The following is a 20,478-nucleotide window of genomic DNA, read 5'->3' on the forward strand; positions in this document are numbered from 1 at the left end:
TTTTCACCTAAAATAATCCATTTTTGATCAATTACGAACCTTTTTGGATGAGGAAATTCCCATCCTGTTTTTGAAGTCATAAAAGATAGAAAGCCTCAAATCTGAACCTTCACTTTTTGCAAGGATCTCGTCTTCAGTACATAGAAATTTTCGGTGATAAGGCCATTCACTTTGGAAATCGATGAAATAGCATTTTTTAATTTGCTGGATTATTTGAAACAATTCCCTCAAACCATATTCAATACCATGATACTTCCCTTCATAGAATAAAAAAGGACTGATCCTAAAATTGGATTTATAAACAAAATTTGGGGGAGGATAAAATCCAAGTCCATTTAAAGCTTGATCATTGATATAAACTCTACCTTCCTTAACGGGCATTTCACCTTCATTCCCAGCACCAATTGGGAAGTAGTCACCTTCCTCCTCCTCAAGGAAGAATAGTAGTTTTTGACCAACTTGGTATGGAGTCCATCTCATAGCGCAAGTCCAGTCTATAAATCTTCTGATTTTAAGGAAGCCCCAATGATTTGTCAAAGACTCCTCCACTTTGATCGTAAAATAGATAGGATCAACATATACAATTGTCCCTACAACAACTTTATCAGCATATAAAGCCAATTCATATAAATTAAGCTGTTCATATTCAGCCTTGCAAATGGTGCTGAATGGAATAACGAACAGAAAAAATAAAAGCTTCTTCATTGCTTGCGTTTCAATGAATTTATAAAAAATCAAAGCCCTTCACTTAAATTTTGCGTTAATCGGTGTTAACCCAAAAAAAGGCCTAAATTTCTTTAAGCCTCCAATTCTAATTTATGCTTTCATCTTTTCCATATGAGCTTCCTTGATTTTCCTTCTGAGGATTTTGCCCACGTTGGATTTTGGAAGTTCATCCGTGAAATAAACCTCTTTTGGGACCTTGTAATTGGTCAAATATTGGTGGCAATGCGCAATTACTTGCTCTGAAGTCACAGATTTGTCTTTTGGAACGATATAGGCGACTACCCTTTCTGTAGATTTTGGATCTGGCATCCCGATTACTCCTACCTCTGTCACTTCATCCATGCCAGCTATACAGTCCTCCACTTCATTTGGATAAACATTGAATCCTGAAACTAGAATCATTTCTTTCTTTCTGTCTACGATCTTGAAGAATCCATCTTCATCCATTACTCCAATGTCACCTGATTTAAACCATTCCCCATGCATCACATTGGCAGTTTCCTCAGGTCGGTTCCAATAGCCTTTCATTACCTGTGGTCCTTTGATCAGCACCTCACCTCTTTCCCCCAGTGGAAGTTCATTTCCATCATCGTCAGCGATCATCATTTCTGTATTGGGAAGTGGAATCCCGATAGTTCCGATTCTTTCGGTTCCATCAATCGGATTACAGGAAGCGACAGGTGAAGTCTCGGTTAAACCGTAACCTTCTGCCAGTGGGACACCCGTCAAAGATTTCCATTGCTCAGCGGTATATTTTTGAACGGCCATCCCCCCTCCAACTGCGATTTTCAACTTCTTAAAATTCAAGCTTTTGAATGACTCTTGATTCAATAATCCATTGAAAAGGGTGTTGACTCCAGTGAAGACTGTAAACTCATGTTTGGATAAATCCTTACAAAAAGCCTTCATATCTCTTGGATTGGTAATCAGCAAGTTATGAGCCCCAATTTTCATCATTGCTAAGCAATTGACAGTCAAGGCAAAGATGTGATAAAGTGGTAAAGCAGTCACCACCAATTCTTCTCGTTCTTTCAATTTGGGCTTCATCCAGGCAGAGATCTGCTGCATGTTGGCAACGATATTCCCATGGGTCAGTTCGGCTCCTTTTGAAACTCCTGTGGTACCTCCAGTGTATTGCAAGTAAGCGGTATCTTCTAGGCTAATCGTCTCCTTGGAGAAAGAATAGTTAGCCCCTTTTGCCAAAGCATCTTTAAATGAAACTGCACCTGGAATTGAAAAAGCTGGAACCATCTTTTTGATATGCTTGACAACCAAGTTGACAATTGTTCCTTTTAAAACACCCAACAAATCTCCCAGTTCAGTTACTACCACATGTTTGGCTTTGATTTTGCCCATAATCTTCTCCAGATTACTTGCAAAATTTGCGACGATAACCACCACATCAGCTCCCGAATCATTGAACTGATGCTCCATTTCGGATGGTGTATAAAGTGGATTGGTATTTACTACAATCATCCCGGCTCGCAATGCCCCAAACATTACCACAGGATATTGAAGCGTATTGGGCATTTGAACAGCAATTCGGGAGCCTTTTGGAAGTTTCAGCTCTTTAGATAAGTAATTGGCAAATTTGGCACTTAGTGAATCCAGTTCAGTAAATGACATGGTTTTACCCATGCACTCATAGGCTACTGCATTCTGATATTTTTTAACACTTTCATCAAAAAGATCCACGACGCTTGAATAAGCTTCGCAGTTTACCTCTTTATCAACAGAGGGCGGATAGTGTTTTAACCAAGGATATTCTTTCATTATCAGGTTTTTTGGGTGATTCTGTGGGTTCAAAGATTGAATATACTCTTATTTCAATATTTTTCGGGCTATTAACTCCTTCATAATTTCATTGGTTCCGGCATAAATTCGCTGGACTCTGGCATCAGCATAGGCCCTAGCCACTCCATACTCCCACATGTAGCCATAGCCTCCATGAAGCTGGACACATTCATCTGCCACTTTGCACTGGAGTTCTGTCATATTGTATTTGGCTGCAGAAGCCATCGCTGAGTCTAATTTGCCCTCATTGTGCAATTGAACCAGATAGTCGCAATATATCCTTCCCTGTTCCAAAGCAGCAGTCATCTCAGCTAGTTTAAATCTTGTATTCTGGAATTCGGATAGACTTTTGTTAAAGGCCTTCCTTTCCTTAACATACTCCACCGTAGATTGGAGCATATATTCTCCCAAAGCTACAGCGGCCAAAGCAACTACCAAGCGTTCTTGAGCCAATTCTGTCATTAAATATTTGAATCCTTCCCCTTCTTTTCCCAACAGGTTTTCTTTAGGGACTTTTACGTCTTCAAAAAAGAGTTCACAGGTATCCTGCGCATGAAGGCCTACTTTTTCAAAAGGTTTTCCTTTCGAGTAACCTTTCATATCATTGTCCATGAGGATCAATGAAATCCCTTTCGCACCTTTGGAAGGATCTGTTTTAACGGCGACAACAACAACATCTGACAAATATCCATTAGTGATAAAAGTCTTGGATCCATTGACCAAATAATGATCTCCCTGATCGGCGGCAGAGGTCCTAATTCCCTGCAAATCTGATCCAGCCCCCGGCTCGGTCATGGCTACAGCTCCGATAAATTCACCTGAAACCATCTTGGGAATGTATTTATTCAAAACTGCTTGGGTACCATAATGCAAAATATAGGGCATCACAATATCACTGTGCAAAGGATAGCCAATGGCAGGTCCAGAACAACCGCTCAACCCTAATTCTTCAATCAAAATGGCATTGAATCGAAAATCCTGAATGTTCATCCCTCCTAATTCTTCAGGAGCTTGAATTCCCAAAAATCCATTTTCGCCTAATTTGAGCCAGGATTCGCGGGAAACCATTTTTTGCTTTTCCCACTCTGCATTATGAGGGGTTATTTCTCTGGCAATAAAATCTCTAACACTTTGCCGAAAAAGCTCATGCTCTTCGGTAAATAACATTCTAGGTAGTCCAAACATTGGGTTTATATCTTTATGGTTATTTCAAAAATAAAAAAATAGATCATTTCAGAGGCTTTACGGCATATTTGATTTCAAAATACCAACAAAAAAAAGAGGTTCCATATTTTAAATATTCGCCTTATTTTGATCCACCTAAACAAACGTTTTCATGCAATTAACCTATGATTCTCTTCCAGAGGATTTGATCAAATTTAATTTTTGGAATCCTGAAGAATCCATCATTTCTGTTGCTCCTGCTGGTGAAAGTAATATGAACGTTGTATTAAGGGTAAATACCAATCAGCGATCCGTAATAATCAAACAATCCAAACCCTACGTTCGGAAATTCCCTCAGATCCCTGCCCCCATTAACAGAATCGATGTAGAATTCAACTTTTATCACCTAATCAATTCAAATAAGGTTCTGGCGGGATTTTCTCCCAAAATCCTCAAATACTGCATAACTGAGCATACATTAATCATCCAGGATTTAGGAGATGAAGGAGACTTTGCAGGTATATATTCTCAATCAAGAAAATTGACTTCTGATCAATTGATGGACTTGGTTGTTTATATGGATACACTTCATAAACTTCCTATTTCTAATTATCCAGAAAATATAGAGATGCGGAAATTAAATCATGAGCATGTTTTCCATTTCCCTTTCATGGAAGAAAATGGCTTTGATCTCGATACCATCCAACCTGGCCTGCAAGAGTTGAGTTTGGAATGGAAACAAGACTCAAGTCTTAAACAAGAAATTGAGAAGCTAGGATATCGGTACCTGAGTTCTGGAGACACTCTTTTGCATGGAGATTTTTATCCTGGAAGTTGGATCAGCTCCTCTGGTGAAATCAAGGTAATAGATCCAGAATTTAGTTTTAAGGGTGATGCTGAATTCGATTTGGGAGTATTCCTTGCCCATGGGGATTTCTGTGGGATGACAGAGTCCTTTGAAAATGCCATTGAATTAAATTATCACAGAGCATTCGACGCTAAATTGGCTAACCAATACCGAGGAGTGGAATTACTCAGAAGGCTGATAGGTATTGCCCAATTGCCACTGTCTTTAACACTAGAAAAGAAGAGGGAATTGATGGAAAAAGCCAGAAATTTCATTCTCTCATGAAATCCAACCTTCTCATAGCGTTTTTGGTTTTGCTACTTGTATCCTGCAGCAGTCCCAAACCAGAACCCCTCGATAAATTGGCTGAATCAGGTCTTTCCCAATCAGAACTTCAGGATAGAATTCAAGGTATGATTGTGGGAGCAGCAATAGGTGATGCTATGGGAGCCCCAACAGAAATGTGGTCCAGAAATGACATTCAGGCCACATATGGATTTGTCTCAAGCTTAGACACGATGGTTCGGGAAGTTTCTCCTGAAGGTATTTGGGTAGCGGATCTACCGGCTGGAGGGACTACAGATGATACCCGATGGAAAGTTTTGGCAGGTGAATACCTACTAACTCAATCTTCCAATGAACTCGATCCTCAGGACTTTGCTGCCCAAATTTATCAGCAATACAAAGCGTACTTTGACCAATTGTCCCATCTTGACAGTTCCGATGAGAAAGGAATCGAAAATGCATTCTTGCGAGTTGCTTGGCTTCAGGAATGGGCAAAAGTAAGCCAGCCATATCTAAAGAATGATTTAACAGGCTATGCAGACACCTTGGGCAGATTTTATGGAGGTGAAATGGTTTGTGCCGGCCTTTTATATGCGCCAAGTTTAGGAGTTTATTTTCCAGGTAATCCCCAAAAAGCCTATGAGGAAGCCTTTAAACTATCAATTTATGATTTGGGATATGCAAAAGATTTGACGGCCCTATCTGCTGCCATGACTGCTGCTGGAATGAAAAAAGGGGCCACTTCAGATTCATTATTAGCTAGCCAAGCTCTTGACCCTTCTCATTATTTTCAAAGCAGATTGGTTGGCAGAACTGCCAATAGGATACTTAATGATGCAATTTGGATAGCTGAAGAGGCCAAGAAACTGGATAGTTTAAATAACTACTTTGATCCAAAAAGTCCAGCTTTAGGCTTTGCCTATGAGCAATTGGATCAAAGACTTCAGGATATGCCATTTCATGCTGGAGAAATCTACCTGCAAACCATCACAGCGATGGTTTATGCAGATTTTGATTTTATGAATACGTTGATTTTTCTAACGAACTATGGTCGGGACAATGATACTACAGCTGCTTTGGCTGGCGGTATTTTAGGTGCGTTTTATGGATTTGAGGCTCTGCCTGACAAAGAAAAAAAACAAGTCCTAGAAGTTAATAAAGTCATTTTAAATCAAGATCTAGAAAAATTGGCGGCTGCAATCAGCGAGCACATGGCCCACTAATTTTTGCATAAAAAAAGTCCCGGATTTCTCCGGGACTACCTTCAAAGCTGGTTTAGTTTAGAAATGAAGGATTCTGGTTCTTCCTTTTACATCGGTTACTTCCATGTAAACATCTTCAGGATTTACTCCCTCTAATTTATAGTCTTTGCGGAATCCATCAGGATGATCGATAGTCTCAGTGTAAATGACTTTGTCAGTGTCTTCGTATCGAATTTTCACATCTACACCCGGCTCAGTAAGACCTATTACAGCCAAATTGATAGTTTCATCATCGATGATTTTACCATAAGCCATTAAAGGATACTCTCTGATCTCCTTCTTCTTGTCAAAAGTCTCAACGGTATAGGTTACCTCTTCGTCTTCTGTGGTGATTTTCACCTGATACTCCCCGCAAGGCAGGCTATTCAAATCGTAAGGAACCAATACATTCTCGTCAGTTGCTTTTACTTTTCTTTGGTGTAGGATTTTTCCATTTTCATCCATGATAGCCACTTTGGCTTTTCCTACTCCCTCTTTCAATAATACATTGACTTTCTTGAACTTAGCTCTTGCGTCAGAAAGTGCCATTAAATCTTCGTTGTCATTAGATGCCAGAGCGCTTGTAGCTAAAAGTCCGGCTAGTGCGAAAGTGAATAAAGTTTTCATAGTGTCTGTTGTTGGTTTAGCATTGTTGTGATTTACCTTATGCCAACCACATACCAAATAAGCTTTGCCATGCCAAAACCCACTCTTTCAAATAGGATGATTTTTAGAAAAATTAAGATTTACACAAAATATTATTCTGTTCATTTGATCATTTTTTAACAAAACCTGTATTTCTTCTGTACACTTTTCCGTTCGGTTGTCACAGTGCCGTACAGTTTTGTATGGTTTTCGAAAAATGCCAAGGTTACACCTTATTGTGTTTGTTAAGGAAAAATAATTTTCAAAAAAATATTTTTGATAAAAGTCAATTTTATTGAGTCGTTCAAACCTGTACGCTTGTGTACATCTCTTGTCCGCACAGACACAAAGTTTTCGGACACTCAATCGATTGCGAAGTCTGAAAATCAAGGTTTTGTAAAGAAATCAAAACCTTAACATGAACAAGTTCAAGTATTATTTTACTTGATTTGAAAATGATTATTCATGAAAATCAGGACTTAAGTTTCATAAAACACATCCTTAAATCTTTGTCGCAAAAAGCTCTGGACAGACGTATAGACTCCAAATTCGATTCAATATGAAAAAGCTATCTCTTCTTGCCTTGTCATTATTGTTTTATTTAGGTGCATGTGGGCTGGTCCAAAATGAACCTGAGCTGATTATTGACCCGAATCGATCCTTTTTAGAGGGGGAATGGAACCTAGTCAAAAGCATGGGTTCTATGATCAATATTGTGCTCGAAGGAGATGATTTAAAGCGTAAAGAGGTTTATACTTTCTTTAATGATGGAACCTATAGCAAAACGGTAGAGGATGGGGATTACAAAGCATCAGCCTCTGGCACCTTTGAAATTGAGGAAGTCTCAGAGGGTTTTAGTGAAAATTATCTAGCTATAGCAGTGCTAAGCCAAACTGAAGGTGATGCCTATGCCTACAACTGTACAAGTGAAGAGATAGAAAAGGAATACCTTCACATTTCCAAAGAAGGAACTCTGGAAAATATCAGCTGGGCTCCCTGTGACGGACCTTATTTGGTCTATCAAAAAATAGAGGACTAATTCAACGCAAAAAAGCCATCCCGAATGGGATGGCTTTTACCTATCAATATGTCTATTTAAAAGTATAGTGACTTTACTTTTCCTTTTTTGTCTTTCACTTCTACCATGACATCAGATGTATCGATATTGTTGAATTTGTAAACTTTTGAAAATGCTTCAGGCTGATCAATAGTTTCAGTAAGCAATATCTTATTAGTGAACTTTTCTTTGATTGTAACATCAACTCCTGGCTCCTGAAGACCAATTACAGTCAATTTCAATGAATTATTAGCTACTTCTTTGCCATATGCCATCATTCCTGGCGCTACTGGCTGAAATTCTGATTTGCTGGTCGTGAAATCATATACCATTTGTTCTTCATCTGACCTTACCTCCAATGAGTAATTTCCTTCAGGTAAATTCTCCAAGTTATAAGGAAGGACAACGTCCTTGTCATAGTCTTTGATTTTGGACTTTGCCAAGACTTTACCTCTTTGGTCCAAAAGGGTCACCTTAACAGGACCGCTTTCTTGATTCAAATAAAGGCTTACTTTTTGATCTTTTGCAACTACAGTTGCTACGTCTTTCAAATCTTCATTGCTGGCGTTTGCTATGCTTGTACTAGCTAAAAGTCCAGCTGCTACTAGTGATAATAAAGTTTTCATTTTTTGTTGGTTTAGATATGCTCTCCTTGTTTCCAATGGCATACCAAACCAAATTTTCTAAACGCTTTCCTCTATTTTTGAAAAGATGATTTTTAGATAATTTAAGGGAAAATGCTCTTTGAATTAGCTCAAAAAATGAAGCTTTCATAATTCTCAAAATCCAAAAAAATAGCCTATCTCAGCCTAAACGGGCATTTTTTGACTTTTGAAAAGGTTACACTTTTTAAGAAAAATTTTCAGAATTTAATTTTAAAAAATCTTCGAAAAAATATTTTCCTTCTGATTTTAAATAAAAAGCCTGTACGATACCGTACAAGCTTTGTTCGTTGGGATTCATTTTTTCGGACAATCTACTTCTTCAACTCCTTTGCAAGTTGCTTTACCCGGTCTTTAATATCCATATCTGAGACATCAATATCACCGGAAGTGGCTTTCAAAAAGTCTAAAACTGCCCCACTATGATCTGTTGATTTTCCTTCTGCCAAAGTCACATAGCGCATGGTAGACCATAGCACCGTTTTCAACTGGGTTTTGGAATCATCAGTCATGTAATATTCCACCACGATGGTATTGTGGTTGTGCCAGATAACCCGGCTCATAATCCGAACCCACTCTCCGACCATGGCTGGCTTGACATAGCTGATATTGTGATTATAAATCACCCAGGCGGCATTGTACTTTCTGATCAGATCTATCATTTCCAAACCATATAGCTTGGGAACCTGATCCTCTCTTGCATTAAAGAAATAGTCGAAATACTTGGCATTATTCAGGTGGCGCAAAGGATCACAGTCCTGAAATCGGATCACTACTCGACTTTCCGTTTCTTGTGGGTAATGTTTCTCTGGATCGTATTCAAACATGATTTATTCTATTTCGCTGGACCTGATCAAATGTATTCCAGCCTCTTTCATTTCTTTTAATGCTAAATCTCCGTCCTCTGGAGCCAAATTCACTGCTTTGGTCGCATCAGTGACCAAATAGGTATCAAAGTCCAAACTCTTTCCATCCAGGGCTGTGAATTTCACGCAATAGTCCAAAGCCAGCCCGCAAATATAAATAGTCTTAACCCCATTTTCTTTTAGGAACTCACCCAAACCGGTTTCACCCCTTCTGGCATTGTCAAAAAAACCTGAGTAGGAATCCACTTCAGGATTCGTGCCTTTTTGGAAAATAGACTCCCAGTTGCTCTGATTAAGATCTGCGGAAAATTGAGATCCTTTGGTGTACTGAACACAGTGATCAGGCCATAAGATTTGATCAAGACCATGTAAATCAATCAAATTTCCAGGCCTTTTCCCCAAATGGTTGGAAGCAAAGCTCTGATGTCCCTCTGGGTGCCAATCCTGCGTCGCTACAATAAATTCAAACTTTTCCTGAAGCTCATTGATCACTGGAATAATCTGATCTCCATCAGTAACAGCCAAAGAACCGCCAGGCAAAAAGTCATATTGCACATCTACGATGATCAGTGCTTTGGATTGATTAAGCTTCTCCATTTTCCATTTGTTTTGCTTTCAACACCAAGTTCATTCGCATATGGTGTAGGTTTTCTTCCAATCCCACCGGATACAGGTGTGGGTTTACTATTCTCTTATGAGTTTTGTCAAAGGAGGCTAACTGACTCTGTGCTCTTTCCCGAATTGCTTGAATTTTAGGACTTTGATAGACCAGCTTCCCTTTTTTGAAGATCGGCTTCAACAGCTCTTCTTCTTGGTAAAAAGCAGGCATGATCCGCTTTCTCCGAGTGGCATCTATCGGATCAATGATCACCGTTCCTCTTGGATTGATTTCTTGATCTTCCAAGTAAATCATGTCTGCAACCGCTTTTCCATTGGAATAATAGCGTTTCACATTGTGGATTCCTGGGATGTTGATTTTCAGGGATTGCTGTGAAATCTTAATTTTAGGAACCCACTCTCCATTTTCTTCTTTGACAGCTGAAAGCTTATAAACAGCCCCTAATGCAGGTTGATCATAAGCCGTTACCAGCTTAGTACCTACACCCCAGACATTCACTGAAGCTTCCTGCCCTTTCAAGGAATGAATAATGTTCTCGTCCAGATCGTTGGAAGCGACAATTTTTGCATCAGGGAAACCTGCCTCATCCAACATCTCTCGGGCTTTGTTGGAATAGTAAGCTAAGTCTCCGCTATCGATGCGAATACCGATCATTTCTTTTCCTTTGCTCCTGAGGATCTCTCCTACTTTGATGGCATTCTTTACTCCATTGATTGTATCGTAGGTATCTACCAAAAAAACACATTGGTCTGGAAAAGCATTTGCATAGGCTTCAAAAGCTTCCAATTCACTTTCGAAGGACATGATCCAGCTGTGGGCATGAGTTCCAGAAACAGGAATTCCAAATAGCTTTCCTGCCATCACATTGCTGGTAGAAGTACAACCTCCGATATAAGCAGCACGACTAGCCGCCAAGGCTCCATCAATTCCTTGGGCTCTTCTTAATCCAAACTCTAAAACAGGCTCTCCTTTCGCAGCCAGATTGATTCTGGCCGCTTTAGTGGCTATCAAAGTCTGGAAATTAAAAAGATTGAGCAGAGGCGTTTCTAAAAGCTGGCATTGGATCAATGGGCCTCTCACGCGGATCATGGGAGCATTGGGAAATACCACTGTTCCTTCCTCAACCGCCTCTATATCGCAAGTAAATTTGAGTTTGCTCAAATACTCAATAAATCCCTTTTCAAACTGTGGAGATCCATCAGGAGCCTTCATTTTGGAAAGGTATTCCAAGTCTTCTTTTCCAAATTTGAAATTCCTGCAATAATCAATCACATAATCCAATCCTGCGGCCAAAGTAAATCCGCCATGAAATGGATGCTTTCTAAAAAACAGGTTAAATACGGCCTCTTGCTCCCCTTTATCAGACTTCCAATAGGCATAGGCCATTGTCAATTGATAAAAATCGGTCAGTAAGGCTAAACTTCCGTGGTAAAGATCTTTGGTAATCTTCATAAAATTATTTTGGCTATAAAAGCTCTATTTCACTCTTAAATTCAACAAAATCCCCAGCAAAACCAATCCCATTCCAACATAGGACATCGCTCCGAAGGTTTCCCCAAATAACAGGAACCCGAAGAAAAGGGCATATAACAAACCCAAATAAGTCATGCTGGATACTTTGGCAACATTGGCATTTTGATAGGCAACAGTCATAAAATACTGTGCTGTCTGAGTACAGATTCCTATCCAAAGCAAGATCGCCCAATCCCAACCCACTGGCTGAACCCAGGTAAAGTAGCTAACTACTGTTGCAATAGGCAAGGTCACCAAAGGAAAATAGAATATGATCACTAAAGGATGTTCGGTATTTTTCAGCTTCCGAATGACATTGTAGGCCAATCCGGAAAATATGGCTGAGGTCACTCCTATGGCAGCATAGAACAGATTGACTCTGGAATCAAACCCTTGTACCACCAACACTCCGGCAAAGGAGATTGCAAAAAAGAGAAACTGAATGGGCTTGACTCTTTCTTTGACTAAAAACACCCCCAAAATTGTAGTGAAAATCGGAGATAAATACTGGATGGTCACTGCGGAGGCCAATGGGATTTTCTGCAAGGTATAGAAGAAGGTAATCAAGCCTACCGATCCTACAACCCCTCTCAAGACCAACAACTTTTTGTTATTTCCGAAAACAGGAACTTTCTGCTGCTTGAGGATCGCATAGCTGAAAATCAAACTAAATAAAGACCGGAAAAGGATGATTTCAATGGCTGGAATGTGAGGAATGAATTTGACAGAGACATTCATCAAGGCAAAAAATATTCCTGCTAACAGCATGGATTGTACGCTCGAAATCTTCAAAAGCCGGTGTTTTAAGGGATGATGCTAAGCAAAGGAAATTTCACGGTAATGAGTTCACAAAACCCACTCAAATTTACCATTCTTCCTATTTTTAGGAAGAAAAATTAAAGATAAGGTGAATGGAAGTATTGGTTTTATTAAGACCACTATGGAATCTTAAAAAAGTTAGCCATTTAGACAGCTATCAAAAGATAGCACTGCAGATCGGATTCTATTTCACTGAAGCCTTTTCTCAGGCGAGGTAGGAGCTTATTTTGGCTAGGTCGTATCTGTTTCCTAATAGTAATTCACAAAAGGTATATTTCAAGGATATTCCATCAAGAGTATTTCTATGAGTTTTAGACTGCCACAGTCAGAAAGCTCCACTTGCAGTGCCCCCTATTTAAACTTCTCTCCCTTTTAAAGGATATTGCCATCCTTCATTTCAACTTTTCTATCGGCCATAGCAGCCAATTCCTCGTTGTGGGTAACGATAACAAAGGAATGTCCTAGTTCTTTTCTCAGTGTGAAAAACAATTCATGAAGGGCTCTGGCATTCTGGGTATCCAAATTACCACTGGGTTCATCCGCAAAAACTACCTGTGGACTATTGATCAAGGCTCTGGCGACGGCCACGCGTTGTTGTTCTCCACCTGATAGGCTGGAAGGTTTATGATCCAATCGGGAAGTGATTCCCAGCAATTCGGCTAATTCTCCGGCTTTCTTTTGGATCTGTGCAGGACTTTTTCCCTGAATAAATGCAGGGATCTGAATATTTTCCAAAGCAGTAAACTCAGGAAGTAGATTATGGAACTGAAAAATAAAGCCAATTTGCTCGTTTCTGAATTTAGCCAGTTCTTCGGACTTCATGTTGAACAGGTCCTTACCTCCCATTTGAAGGCTTCCCTGATCAGGTTGATCCAAAGTCCCCAAAATATGCAAAAGAGTACTTTTTCCTGCCCCGGAGGAACCGACTATGGAAACTATTTCAGAAGCTGAGATTTCAAGATTCACCCCTTTGAGTACGTGGAGATTTCCATAAGATTTATGGATGTCACTGGCTATCAACATGCTAATTAGTTTTGAAAGGCTAAAATTAGAACAAATCCTTGGCCTGCTAGAATTTGAAGAGGCAATTAATGGGTTTATTTGCGAAAAAAGGCAAAATCTTGGGTTGATTTATCCACGGCTAGGGCTTAACTTCGCCCAAAAATTTTCAGAGGATGAACATTCACGAATATCAGGCTAAAGAGGTACTAAAAGGATACGGCGTTAGAATTCAGGAAGGCATTGTAGCAGACACTCCTGAGGCCGCAAACGAAGCAGCAGTAAAACTAAACGCTCAGACCGGAACTTCCTGGTATGTGATCAAAGCTCAAATCCACGCTGGTGGCCGAGGAAAAGGTAAGATCCAAGAAACTGGTTCCAACGGTGTAGTTCTTGCTAAAAAATTGGAAGAGGTTTCCGAGAAGGCAAAGAATATTTTGGGAGGTACTTTGGTTACTCACCAGACAGGACCAGAAGGTAAAAAAGTAAATAAGGTATTGGTAGCTGAGGACGTATACTATCCTGGCGATTCCGAGCCAAAAGAATATTATCTATCCATCCTTTTGGACAGAGCTACTGGATCCAATGTGATCATGGCTTCTACCGAAGGGGGTATGGATATCGAGGAGGTAGCTGAAAAGACTCCAGAAAAAATCATCAAGGAATGGATCGATCCTAAAGCAGGTTTGCAGGGATTCCAAATCAGAAAGGTTGCTTTCAAATTGGGATTGACTGGAAATGCTTTCAAAGAAATGGTGAAATTCATCGCAGCTCTTTACAAAGCTTACGAAGCAACTGATTCTTCTCAGTTCGAAATCAACCCTGTGTTGAAAACATCCGATGACAAGATCTTGGCAGTAGATGCGAAGGTAAACTTGGATGACAATGCGTTGTATCGTCACAAGGACCTAGCGGATCTAAGAGATTTGGCTGAAGAGGATCCTTTGGAAGTAGAAGCTGGTAAATCAGGTTTGAACTACGTGAAACTAGATGGAAACGTAGGATGTATGGTAAACGGTGCCGGTTTGGCAATGGCTACCATGGATATGATTAAGCTTTCTGGTGGTGAGCCGGCTAACTTCCTAGATGTTGGAGGAGGAGCAAATGCTACTACCGTAGAGGCTGGTTTCAGAATCATCCTTCAGGACCCAAATGTAAAAGCTATCTTGATCAACGTATTCGGTGGTATCGTAAGATGTGACCGTATCGCTAACGGTGTGGTAGAAGCTTACAAATCTATTGGTGACATCCGAGTTCCAATCATCGTAAGACTTCAAGGTACCAATGCAGAGCAAGGTGCTAAAATCATCGATGAGTCAGGATTGAAAGTAGCATCAGCAATCACTTTGAAAGAAGCTGCTGAGAAAGTACAAGCAGTACTTCAAGGCTAATAGCTATAGAGGCACTCGTAGTTCAACTGGATAGAATATCGGATTTCGGCTCCGAGGGTTGAGGGTTCGAATCCTTCCGAGTGCACCAAGAACCTAGGTAGTAGCCTAGGAACCGGTTGATTTTGAGTTTAATTTCTTTAATTTTCTTTTGAAGAGATAGAATTTAAACTCTATGTAATAAGATTAAATCATTGTAAAACAAGAACTTACAAAGATTAGTTTTCTAAAAATCAATACAAAACTCAATAACCTGTAAAGAAATTCTTTACAGGTTTTTTTTGGCCCAACCCATCTAATTTTCTCAATTACTTGTAATTCCAGTGCGTCATTCGTGTAGTCCTATGAATTTCAAAAAAAAGACGCACTTAGATATTCATAGTGATTTGAATATCAATACGATAAGTTATTGAATCTCTTGTAATTTAGAACCTGATTTTTTTAAGTATTGTTCAACCTAACTAACTAAATTATGTTAGAAAAAAGCATCGGATTGCTCTTCTTTTTAACGCAATCCAAAAAAACAAAAATGCTGAGAGATACATCTATCTAAGAATTACAGTAGAAGGAACCGCTAAAGAACTATCAACCAAAAGGTTATGGCATTCTTTAAAGTGGAATGTTTCTGCTGGTAGGGCTACAGGAAAATCAGAGGCAAGTAAATCGCTTAATTCCTATTTGGATACGCTCTATTATAAGGCAATGCAAGCAAAAAATACTCCTTGATCAAGACAAAGAAGTAACAGTTGAAGCTATTAAAAACACGCTACTTGGAGTGGGAGAAAAGAAAAAATTGATCTTGGAAATTTTTGAGCAACATAACCGATAAATGGAAGAATTGATCGATAAAGAATATAAACCCGCAATTCTCCAAAGAAATAAAACTACTTTAGGGCATGCCCGAGCAGGATGCTCCTGATGGAGATCATTGAAGTCAGGCATGGAAAAAAATCCACCATCATCACCTCCTAGCTACCGGTCAGTGCCTGGTATGAAATCATCGGTGACCAAACGCTCGCTGATGCCATATTGGATAGGATCGTTCATGATGCACACCGCATCGAACTACAGGGGGAATCCCTGAGAAGAAAAAGAAAAATCAATACCGAAAATCAATAACTTTAACGAGATGAAAGTCCTCCATTCCTGATCCAATAAAATCACTTAACTACGGGGGGGGCGCAATTTGAAGCGCTGATAGGAGTCAATTTGATCGCTATATGCAATTGAGAAAATACTACAATCCAAAAACTTTTATTAAGCCTACCGTCAAGTAGTGGGTATTAAAGGCTCATCGGGAGTGGACGGTATGCAGGCAACCGAGCTGAAGTCGTATATCGACCAAAACAGGACAGCTGTATTAACCGACATCCTGAAAAGAAGGTACGTACCCAAAACTATCAGAGGGGTCGAAATCCCCAAGAGTAATGGAAAAACCAGATTACTCGGAGTCCCATGTGTAGTGGACAGATGGCTTCAACAGGCGGTTAGCCTACAATTACCAGTCGATTCGAATTAACTTTCGAAGATGAGAACTATGGTTTTCGGCATGGAAAGAACCTTCACGGAGCAGTAACACAAGCACTGAAACATATCAATGATGGCAATCAGGATAGTTGATATTGATCTGAAAGGATTCTTCGATTAGGTACAACACTACAAGCTACTTCAGTTAACCTACAACAGGGTAAAATGCCCAATAATCCTGTTGCTGATCCGAAAGCGGCTCAGAGTCCCGATCCGGATCAACGGAAAGCTGCACAAACGCCGAAAGGGTGTGCCACAGGGAAGCCCCCTAAGTCCTCTCCTATCCAATATATTGTTGGACAAACTGGACAAGTATCTCAAAAGTAAAGGATTGAAATTCGTCCGCTATGCCGATGACTTTAGTATCTATACTCAGTCAAAAGCAGCTGCCCAAAAAGTAGGAAACGAAGTTTACCTGTTCCTGAATAACAAACTAGACTTGCCTATCAACAGGGAGAAAAGCGGAACCCGAAGTCCCTCCGACTTTGAGCTCTTATGTCATGGCTTCGTACCTACCTACAAAAAGGGAGAAAAGGACAAATACCAAATGATAGTGAAGAAGCAGGGCTGGGAAAACCTGAAACGTAAGCTCAAAGGAATCACCAAGAAAACATTGCCATATAGCTTTGAAGAGCGACTCCAAAAACTGAGAGAGGTATGGATGGGCTGGATAAACTATTACTGATTGGCCAGTATTCAGGCCAAGCTCAAACAACTCGATGAGTGGTTGAGGAACCGACTCAGATATTGCATATGGCATGACTGAGGACAAAGCGTGAGCTTTGGGCCGGTAGTAGCGGGGAGGATGAGCGAAAACGTAAAAATCTAATCAGACTGGGAGTGGATCAAAACCATGCGTATGCATGGAGTAGAACCAGAAAAGGAGGATGGGCCGTGGCTCAAAGTCCTATACTGGTAACAACAATTACACTCTCTAGACTGAGAAGAAAAGGCTATCTAAGTATGTTGGACTATTACTCTAAATCAAAGCCTGAGATTCAGTGAACCGCCGTATACGAGACCTGTACGTACGGTGGTGTGAGAGGCGCACCGTGGGCTTATTGCTCACGGCCGTCTACTCGATTACCCACAGTTATTCCTTAAATAGCTTCACTTATCCGAATGTGTTTTTCTATCTCTGGTCGCCATAGGTCTTGATTTGACATTGTATCGCAAATCTTTTCGTGAAAATAAACCTGATACCAAGTTTTCTTATGAAACTCACAAACATTCTTATATACTTTCTCAGAATGTATCATTAGTTTCATTATAAATTCTTCTTTTGGTTCTCTATGGTTATTTATTACTTGACTCAAACTTACTGGAGCAATATCAATATCTTCCGCGAAAGTACTTCTCTTGGAGTATATTGAATCTATATATAATTTCAGAAAGTCTGAAAAATAATTATGATTATCATAAACCGGATGTTTAATATATTCCTCCATTTTCAATTTCAACTGCAAGAGTTTAGCCTTAGTAATTTGGTCTTTTGAAAGATTTTTCATCCTTCTTAAACGAGCCTCCATTAAAGCAGTAGCTTCAGATTCATAATCCTTATTTGATTTATATCTTGAATCTAAACCGTATTCTGCATCCATAATATTTATTTTATTTTCAGTCATAATCGTATGAGTTTATTAAGTCTATAATCTCAGGAACTTCTATGCTTAAAGTCATCCCTGTTATATTCATGTTATATTTGTCACTATAGTGCTGCACAATTTGGCTTTTAGGCCTAAGAGAAACGCACGCCAGTTCTCCAAATTCACGAATTGCAATCTTTGCTACAAATGCAATTAAGTTTCCTGCAATTTTATCGTATCTTTTTTCATTTCCTTTGTTTTCTTTTGAAACTGTTAATAGCCTGATATGTATTCTCCATTCTTGAGGAATCTTTTCGATGGAAACTAGTCCAAGAATATCACTTGAACCCTTGATCTGCAATTTGTAAACCTCATAATTCTTCTCAATTTTCCAATCAAAAAAATACCTGTCTTTTCTTAAAATTTTAAAGTCATCAATTTCAACAGGTAAAATGTCTACCAGATGTTTTTCTCCTGTTGATATTTCAATAATATTCATTCTACAAATATAGAAAAAGTTTACATAAATTGGAAATTGTCAATGCAATATTTACAGATTACGGAAATTAATTCTAATTGTGGGTAACGCTACGACTATACGCCGTCTCGCCGCGAAGCAGAGATAGCGTGTAGACTATGTTGCACTAAACCTGCGGTAGTTTCAAGAGCAGCCAAGAAGCGGTAACTTTTTAGATCATTCATTAACTCTTATTAATCATGAAAAAAAAAGGAAACCATCCTCCAAGCTGCCTGTTCCAAGATAGCTGGATTTGCTGAACTATTAGCCAAGTTTGAGCAGAAAGTTGTCGTAGCGGGAAAAAGCAAAAGTACCCTCTCCAACTATGCCAGACATCTGGCAAAACTGGCTCTCCACTTCAACGAATTGCCCACAGAAGTGGACCCCGACCGGATCAACGATTACCTACATCTGGTTAAGCGGAGTCACAACACCCCTTCAGAAGCTTATTTCAAGTTTACAGTTTATGCCCTAAGGTTTGCCTACCGCATTGAGGGGATGAAGGACAAACGGATCGAACTTCCTACCATCAAGCGAAGCAAAAAACTTCCGATTGTACTGAGTCAGGAAGAAGTCCGAAGGCTTCTTAAAGCTCCCAAACTTCTTAAGCACCGCGTCCTGATAGCCTTACTTTACGGTTGCGGACTCCGTTGTTTTGAGGTCAGGAACCTGAAGATTGCCGATCTGGATTTTGACAGAAAGATGCTTCATGTGAAGGATGGCAAAGGAAAGAAAGACCGCTATGTTCCGCTAGCAGATATTCTGATCCGAGGGATTAAGACTTACCTAGAGGCCGAACAGCCCATTGAGTGGCTGTTCAATAGTAAAGGGGAGCAGATCATCGGGCGTGCAGGAGGAGACTTTGACGGACGTTACTCCCAGCGAGGGGTGCAGTGGGCGGTGAATGAAGCCAAAAAGAAAGCAGGGATTCTCAAACCTATGAACGTCCACACGCTCCGGCATACCTATGCCACCCATCTGCTGGAAGAGGGACTGGATATCCTGACCATTAAAGATTTATTGGGGCATGAATCCATCGATACCACCATGATCTATCTGCATGTCGCCCAGACAGAAAAATCCCGTGCCTTCAGTCCCCTGGACAGACTCTACTTGTCCAGAAAGTGAAAGCCCGCTTTGAAGTGGCCCATGTGCTCAGCCAGCACTGGGCTGAGGTAGAAAAGCATCCTCACATTAACAGCTGGCAGCTACGAACACTGTCTGCCTTGAGACGTTGCCGAACTGCAGATCTGGGTGGACATGTGGATGCCTGTACAGACTGTGGCTCGATACGTATCAGTTATAACAGCTGTCGAAACAGACATTGTCCCAAGTGCCAGGGCAAAAACAGGGAGAACTGGATCGCCAAGCGCGAAGCTGAACTCCTCCCCGTGCCTTATTTTCATGTTGTCTTCACTTTACCTGAGACACTCAATCAGCTGGCCATGTACCAGCCCAAAGCTGTCTATGATAGCCTGTTTGAAGCCTCTTGGCAGACGGTCACATGTTTTGCCAAAGATCCCAAGCATCTGGGAGCAAAACCGGGAATGATCGCCATCCTGCATACTTGGGGACAGACACTAAGCCTTCATCCTCATCTGCACTGCATCGTACCGGGAGGCGGACTGGCCAAAAAAGAAAAGTGGAAGACTGCTAGGGCGAAAGGAAAATTCCTTTTCCCTGTCAGAGCCATGAGCAAGGTATTTCGGGCCAAGTATGTCAAAGCACTCAAGTCAAGAATCCAACCAGAAAAGGAACTGATCAATCAACTCTTCCAAAAAGACTGGGTGGTTTATGCCAAACGGCCTTTCGGACATCCCAAAGCAGTACTCGAATACCTCGGAAGATATACCCACAAAGTGGCGATCTCCAACCATCGTATTGTGGACATCAGCCAGAAACAGATCACCTTCAGCTACAAGGATTATCGTCAGGGAGCCCAGAAACTGGAAATGACTTTGGATAATCTGGAGTTTATCAGAAGGTTTTCATTAAATATTCTGCCCAAAGGGCTGGTTCGGATCCGGCACTTCGGGATATTGGGAAGTTCATCCAAGTTGATCACAATACCACTCATTCATCAGGAACTTGGAATTCCGATTCCTGAAAAAGAGTCTCGGATTCTGGAAACCTATAACCCGCGATACTGCTCCTGCTGCAAGAAGGAAAGCATGGTAAGCATTCAGCGCCTACCCAAGCGTGGCCCTCCAAAAGCCGTCTTTTC

Annotated in this window: 22 protein-coding genes, 1 tRNA gene and 1 pseudogene; 12 read left to right on the forward strand and 12 right to left on the reverse strand. The window is 40.4% G+C overall.

Translation table 11 applies throughout. From position 1 onward, the window contains the following. Positions 1–27: 27 nt before the first annotated feature. From O0V13_RS19705 to O0V13_RS19715, 3 genes are all read right to left on the reverse strand, one after another. A complete protein-coding gene (locus O0V13_RS19705; protein ID WP_268036725.1) occupies positions 28–705 on the reverse strand; it encodes a hypothetical protein in 678 nt (225 codons plus the stop codon). Positions 706–816: 111 nt separating this feature from the next. Continuing rightward, positions 817–2,499, reverse strand: a complete 1,683-nt coding sequence (locus O0V13_RS19710; protein WP_268036726.1) for an AMP-binding protein — start codon at positions 2,497–2,499, stop codon at positions 817–819. A 48-nt stretch (positions 2,500–2,547) separates the two neighbouring features. Continuing rightward, a complete protein-coding gene (locus tag O0V13_RS19715) occupies positions 2,548–3,705 on the reverse strand; it encodes an acyl-CoA dehydrogenase family protein (protein WP_268036727.1) in 1,158 nt (385 codons plus the stop codon). A gap of 151 nt (positions 3,706–3,856) precedes the next feature. Here O0V13_RS19715 and O0V13_RS19720 point away from each other — a divergent pair, with 151 nt between their 5' ends. Next, positions 3,857–4,816: a phosphotransferase gene (locus O0V13_RS19720; protein WP_268036728.1), complete on the forward strand. Its 960-nt coding sequence runs from the start codon at positions 3,857–3,859 to the stop codon at positions 4,814–4,816. Continuing rightward, a complete protein-coding gene (locus O0V13_RS19725; protein WP_268036729.1) occupies positions 4,813–6,039 on the forward strand; it encodes an ADP-ribosylglycohydrolase family protein in 1,227 nt (408 codons plus the stop codon). The genes O0V13_RS19720 and O0V13_RS19725 overlap by 4 nt, the downstream gene beginning before the upstream one ends. A 57-nt stretch (positions 6,040–6,096) precedes the next feature. Here the strand turns inward: O0V13_RS19725 and O0V13_RS19730 are convergent, their stop codons facing one another. Further along, complete coding sequence (locus O0V13_RS19730; RefSeq protein WP_268036731.1) at positions 6,097–6,684, reverse strand: hypothetical protein; 588 nt, start codon at positions 6,682–6,684, stop codon at positions 6,097–6,099. A gap of 577 nt (positions 6,685–7,261) precedes the next feature. Between O0V13_RS19730 and O0V13_RS19735 the strand changes: the two genes are divergently transcribed. Continuing rightward, on the forward strand, positions 7,262–7,741 hold the full coding sequence (locus O0V13_RS19735) for a hypothetical protein (RefSeq protein WP_268036733.1): 480 nt from the start codon (positions 7,262–7,264) through the stop codon (positions 7,739–7,741). 56 nt (positions 7,742–7,797) lie between these two features. Here O0V13_RS19735 and O0V13_RS19740 read toward each other — a convergent pair whose 3' ends face one another. The 6 genes from O0V13_RS19740 to O0V13_RS19765 form a co-directional block, all read right to left on the reverse strand. Continuing rightward, entirely contained in the window at positions 7,798–8,385 is a 588-nt protein-coding gene (locus tag O0V13_RS19740) for a DUF3244 domain-containing protein (RefSeq protein WP_268036735.1), read from the reverse strand. Positions 8,386–8,735: 350 nt separating this feature from the next. Continuing rightward, entirely contained in the window at positions 8,736–9,248 is a 513-nt protein-coding gene (locus O0V13_RS19745; protein WP_268036737.1) for an acyl-CoA thioesterase, read from the reverse strand. Between the two features lie 3 nt (positions 9,249–9,251). Further along, positions 9,252–9,884, reverse strand: a complete 633-nt coding sequence (gene pncA / locus O0V13_RS19750) for a bifunctional nicotinamidase/pyrazinamidase (RefSeq protein ID WP_268036739.1) — start codon at positions 9,882–9,884, stop codon at positions 9,252–9,254. Further along, on the reverse strand, positions 9,871–11,358 hold the full coding sequence (locus tag O0V13_RS19755; protein ID WP_268036741.1) for a nicotinate phosphoribosyltransferase: 1,488 nt from the start codon (positions 11,356–11,358) through the stop codon (positions 9,871–9,873). The genes pncA and O0V13_RS19755 overlap by 14 nt, the downstream gene beginning before the upstream one ends. 24 nt (positions 11,359–11,382) lie before the next feature. After that, the gene (locus O0V13_RS19760) at positions 11,383–12,186 is read right to left on the reverse strand and encodes a DMT family transporter (protein ID WP_268036743.1); all 804 of its coding nucleotides are present in this window, start codon (positions 12,184–12,186) and stop codon (positions 11,383–11,385) included. 423 nt (positions 12,187–12,609) lie between these two features. After that, positions 12,610–13,260, reverse strand: coding sequence for an ABC transporter ATP-binding protein (locus tag O0V13_RS19765; RefSeq protein WP_073569840.1), 651 nt, complete (start codon positions 13,258–13,260; stop codon positions 12,610–12,612). 152 nt (positions 13,261–13,412) lie between these two features. Here O0V13_RS19765 and sucC point away from each other — a divergent pair, with 152 nt between their 5' ends. From sucC to O0V13_RS19795, 7 genes and pseudogenes are all read left to right on the forward strand, one after another. Next, positions 13,413–14,627 (forward strand): ADP-forming succinate--CoA ligase subunit beta, encoded by a 1,215-nt coding sequence (sucC, locus tag O0V13_RS19770; RefSeq protein WP_268036745.1) that lies wholly within the window; start codon positions 13,413–13,415, stop codon positions 14,625–14,627. 11 nt (positions 14,628–14,638) lie between these two features. Continuing rightward, positions 14,639–14,715 (forward strand) — tRNA-Arg (locus O0V13_RS19775). A 422-nt stretch (positions 14,716–15,137) separates the two neighbouring features. Then, complete coding sequence (locus tag O0V13_RS21735) at positions 15,138–15,350, forward strand: hypothetical protein (RefSeq protein WP_442780939.1); 213 nt, start codon at positions 15,138–15,140, stop codon at positions 15,348–15,350. Between the two features lie 216 nt (positions 15,351–15,566). Beyond that, positions 15,567–15,743 (forward strand): annotated as a pseudogene (locus O0V13_RS19780) (ATP-binding protein); the annotation flags it as partial. Positions 15,744–15,900: 157 nt separating this feature from the next. Then, entirely contained in the window at positions 15,901–16,143 is a 243-nt protein-coding gene (locus O0V13_RS19785) for a hypothetical protein (RefSeq protein WP_268036746.1), read from the forward strand. 189 nt (positions 16,144–16,332) lie between these two features. Further along, positions 16,333–16,836 carry a reverse transcriptase domain-containing protein gene (locus O0V13_RS19790; protein WP_268036747.1) on the forward strand — a complete coding sequence of 168 codons (504 nt, stop codon included), beginning with the start codon at positions 16,333–16,335 and terminating at the stop codon, positions 16,834–16,836. Between the two features lie 155 nt (positions 16,837–16,991). Further along, positions 16,992–17,156: a hypothetical protein gene (locus O0V13_RS19795; RefSeq protein ID WP_268036748.1), complete on the forward strand. Its 165-nt coding sequence runs from the start codon at positions 16,992–16,994 to the stop codon at positions 17,154–17,156. A 95-nt stretch (positions 17,157–17,251) separates the two neighbouring features. Here O0V13_RS19795 and O0V13_RS19800 read toward each other — a convergent pair whose 3' ends face one another. Both O0V13_RS19800 and O0V13_RS19805 read right to left on the reverse strand, forming a co-directional pair. Next, complete coding sequence (locus O0V13_RS19800) at positions 17,252–17,776, reverse strand: hypothetical protein (RefSeq protein WP_268036749.1); 525 nt, start codon at positions 17,774–17,776, stop codon at positions 17,252–17,254. Next, complete coding sequence (locus tag O0V13_RS19805) at positions 17,769–18,236, reverse strand: N-acetyltransferase (RefSeq protein WP_268036750.1); 468 nt, start codon at positions 18,234–18,236, stop codon at positions 17,769–17,771. The genes O0V13_RS19800 and O0V13_RS19805 overlap by 8 nt, the downstream gene beginning before the upstream one ends. A 384-nt stretch (positions 18,237–18,620) precedes the next feature. Here O0V13_RS19805 and O0V13_RS19810 point away from each other — a divergent pair, with 384 nt between their 5' ends. Together O0V13_RS19810 and O0V13_RS19815 are read left to right on the forward strand one after the other, a co-directional pair. Further along, the gene (locus O0V13_RS19810; protein ID WP_268036751.1) at positions 18,621–19,382 is read left to right on the forward strand and encodes a tyrosine-type recombinase/integrase; all 762 of its coding nucleotides are present in this window, start codon (positions 18,621–18,623) and stop codon (positions 19,380–19,382) included. Next, positions 19,379–20,478 (forward strand): IS91 family transposase (locus O0V13_RS19815; RefSeq protein ID WP_442780938.1); only part of this gene is annotated, 1,100 nt, incomplete at its 3' end. The genes O0V13_RS19810 and O0V13_RS19815, both read left to right, overlap by 4 nt.

The sequence above is a fragment of the Algoriphagus sp. PAP.12 genome (genome assembly GCF_026652115.1).
Classification (GTDB): domain Bacteria; phylum Bacteroidota; class Bacteroidia; order Cytophagales; family Cyclobacteriaceae; genus Algoriphagus.

Coding starts and splice junctions, on each gene's coding strand:
- sucC (WP_268036745.1), top strand. CDS start 13,413: ATGAACATTCACGAATATCAGGCTAAAGAGGTACTAAAAGGATACGGC.
- O0V13_RS19730 (WP_268036731.1), bottom strand. CDS start 6,684: ATGAAAACTTTATTCACTTTCGCACTAGCCGGACTTTTAGCTACAAGC.
- O0V13_RS19760 (WP_268036743.1), bottom strand. CDS start 12,186: ATGCTGTTAGCAGGAATATTTTTTGCCTTGATGAATGTCTCTGTCAAA.
- O0V13_RS19765 (WP_073569840.1), bottom strand. CDS start 13,260: ATGTTGATAGCCAGTGACATCCATAAATCTTATGGAAATCTCCACGTA.
- O0V13_RS19755 (WP_268036741.1), bottom strand. CDS start 11,358: ATGAAGATTACCAAAGATCTTTACCACGGAAGTTTAGCCTTACTGACC.
- O0V13_RS19710 (WP_268036726.1), bottom strand. CDS start 2,499: ATGAAAGAATATCCTTGGTTAAAACACTATCCGCCCTCTGTTGATAAA.
- O0V13_RS19725 (WP_268036729.1), top strand. CDS start 4,813: ATGAAATCCAACCTTCTCATAGCGTTTTTGGTTTTGCTACTTGTATCC.
- O0V13_RS19740 (WP_268036735.1), bottom strand. CDS start 8,385: ATGAAAACTTTATTATCACTAGTAGCAGCTGGACTTTTAGCTAGTACA.
- O0V13_RS19735 (WP_268036733.1), top strand. CDS start 7,262: ATGAAAAAGCTATCTCTTCTTGCCTTGTCATTATTGTTTTATTTAGGT.
- O0V13_RS19720 (WP_268036728.1), top strand. CDS start 3,857: ATGCAATTAACCTATGATTCTCTTCCAGAGGATTTGATCAAATTTAAT.
- O0V13_RS19715 (WP_268036727.1), bottom strand. CDS start 3,705: ATGTTTGGACTACCTAGAATGTTATTTACCGAAGAGCATGAGCTTTTT.
- O0V13_RS19705 (WP_268036725.1), bottom strand. CDS start 705: ATGAAGAAGCTTTTATTTTTTCTGTTCGTTATTCCATTCAGCACCATT.
- O0V13_RS19800 (WP_268036749.1), bottom strand. CDS start 17,776: ATGACTGAAAATAAAATAAATATTATGGATGCAGAATACGGTTTAGAT.
- O0V13_RS19805 (WP_268036750.1), bottom strand. CDS start 18,236: ATGAATATTATTGAAATATCAACAGGAGAAAAACATCTGGTAGACATT.
- pncA (WP_268036739.1), bottom strand. CDS start 9,884: ATGGAGAAGCTTAATCAATCCAAAGCACTGATCATCGTAGATGTGCAA.
- O0V13_RS19745 (WP_268036737.1), bottom strand. CDS start 9,248: ATGTTTGAATACGATCCAGAGAAACATTACCCACAAGAAACGGAAAGT.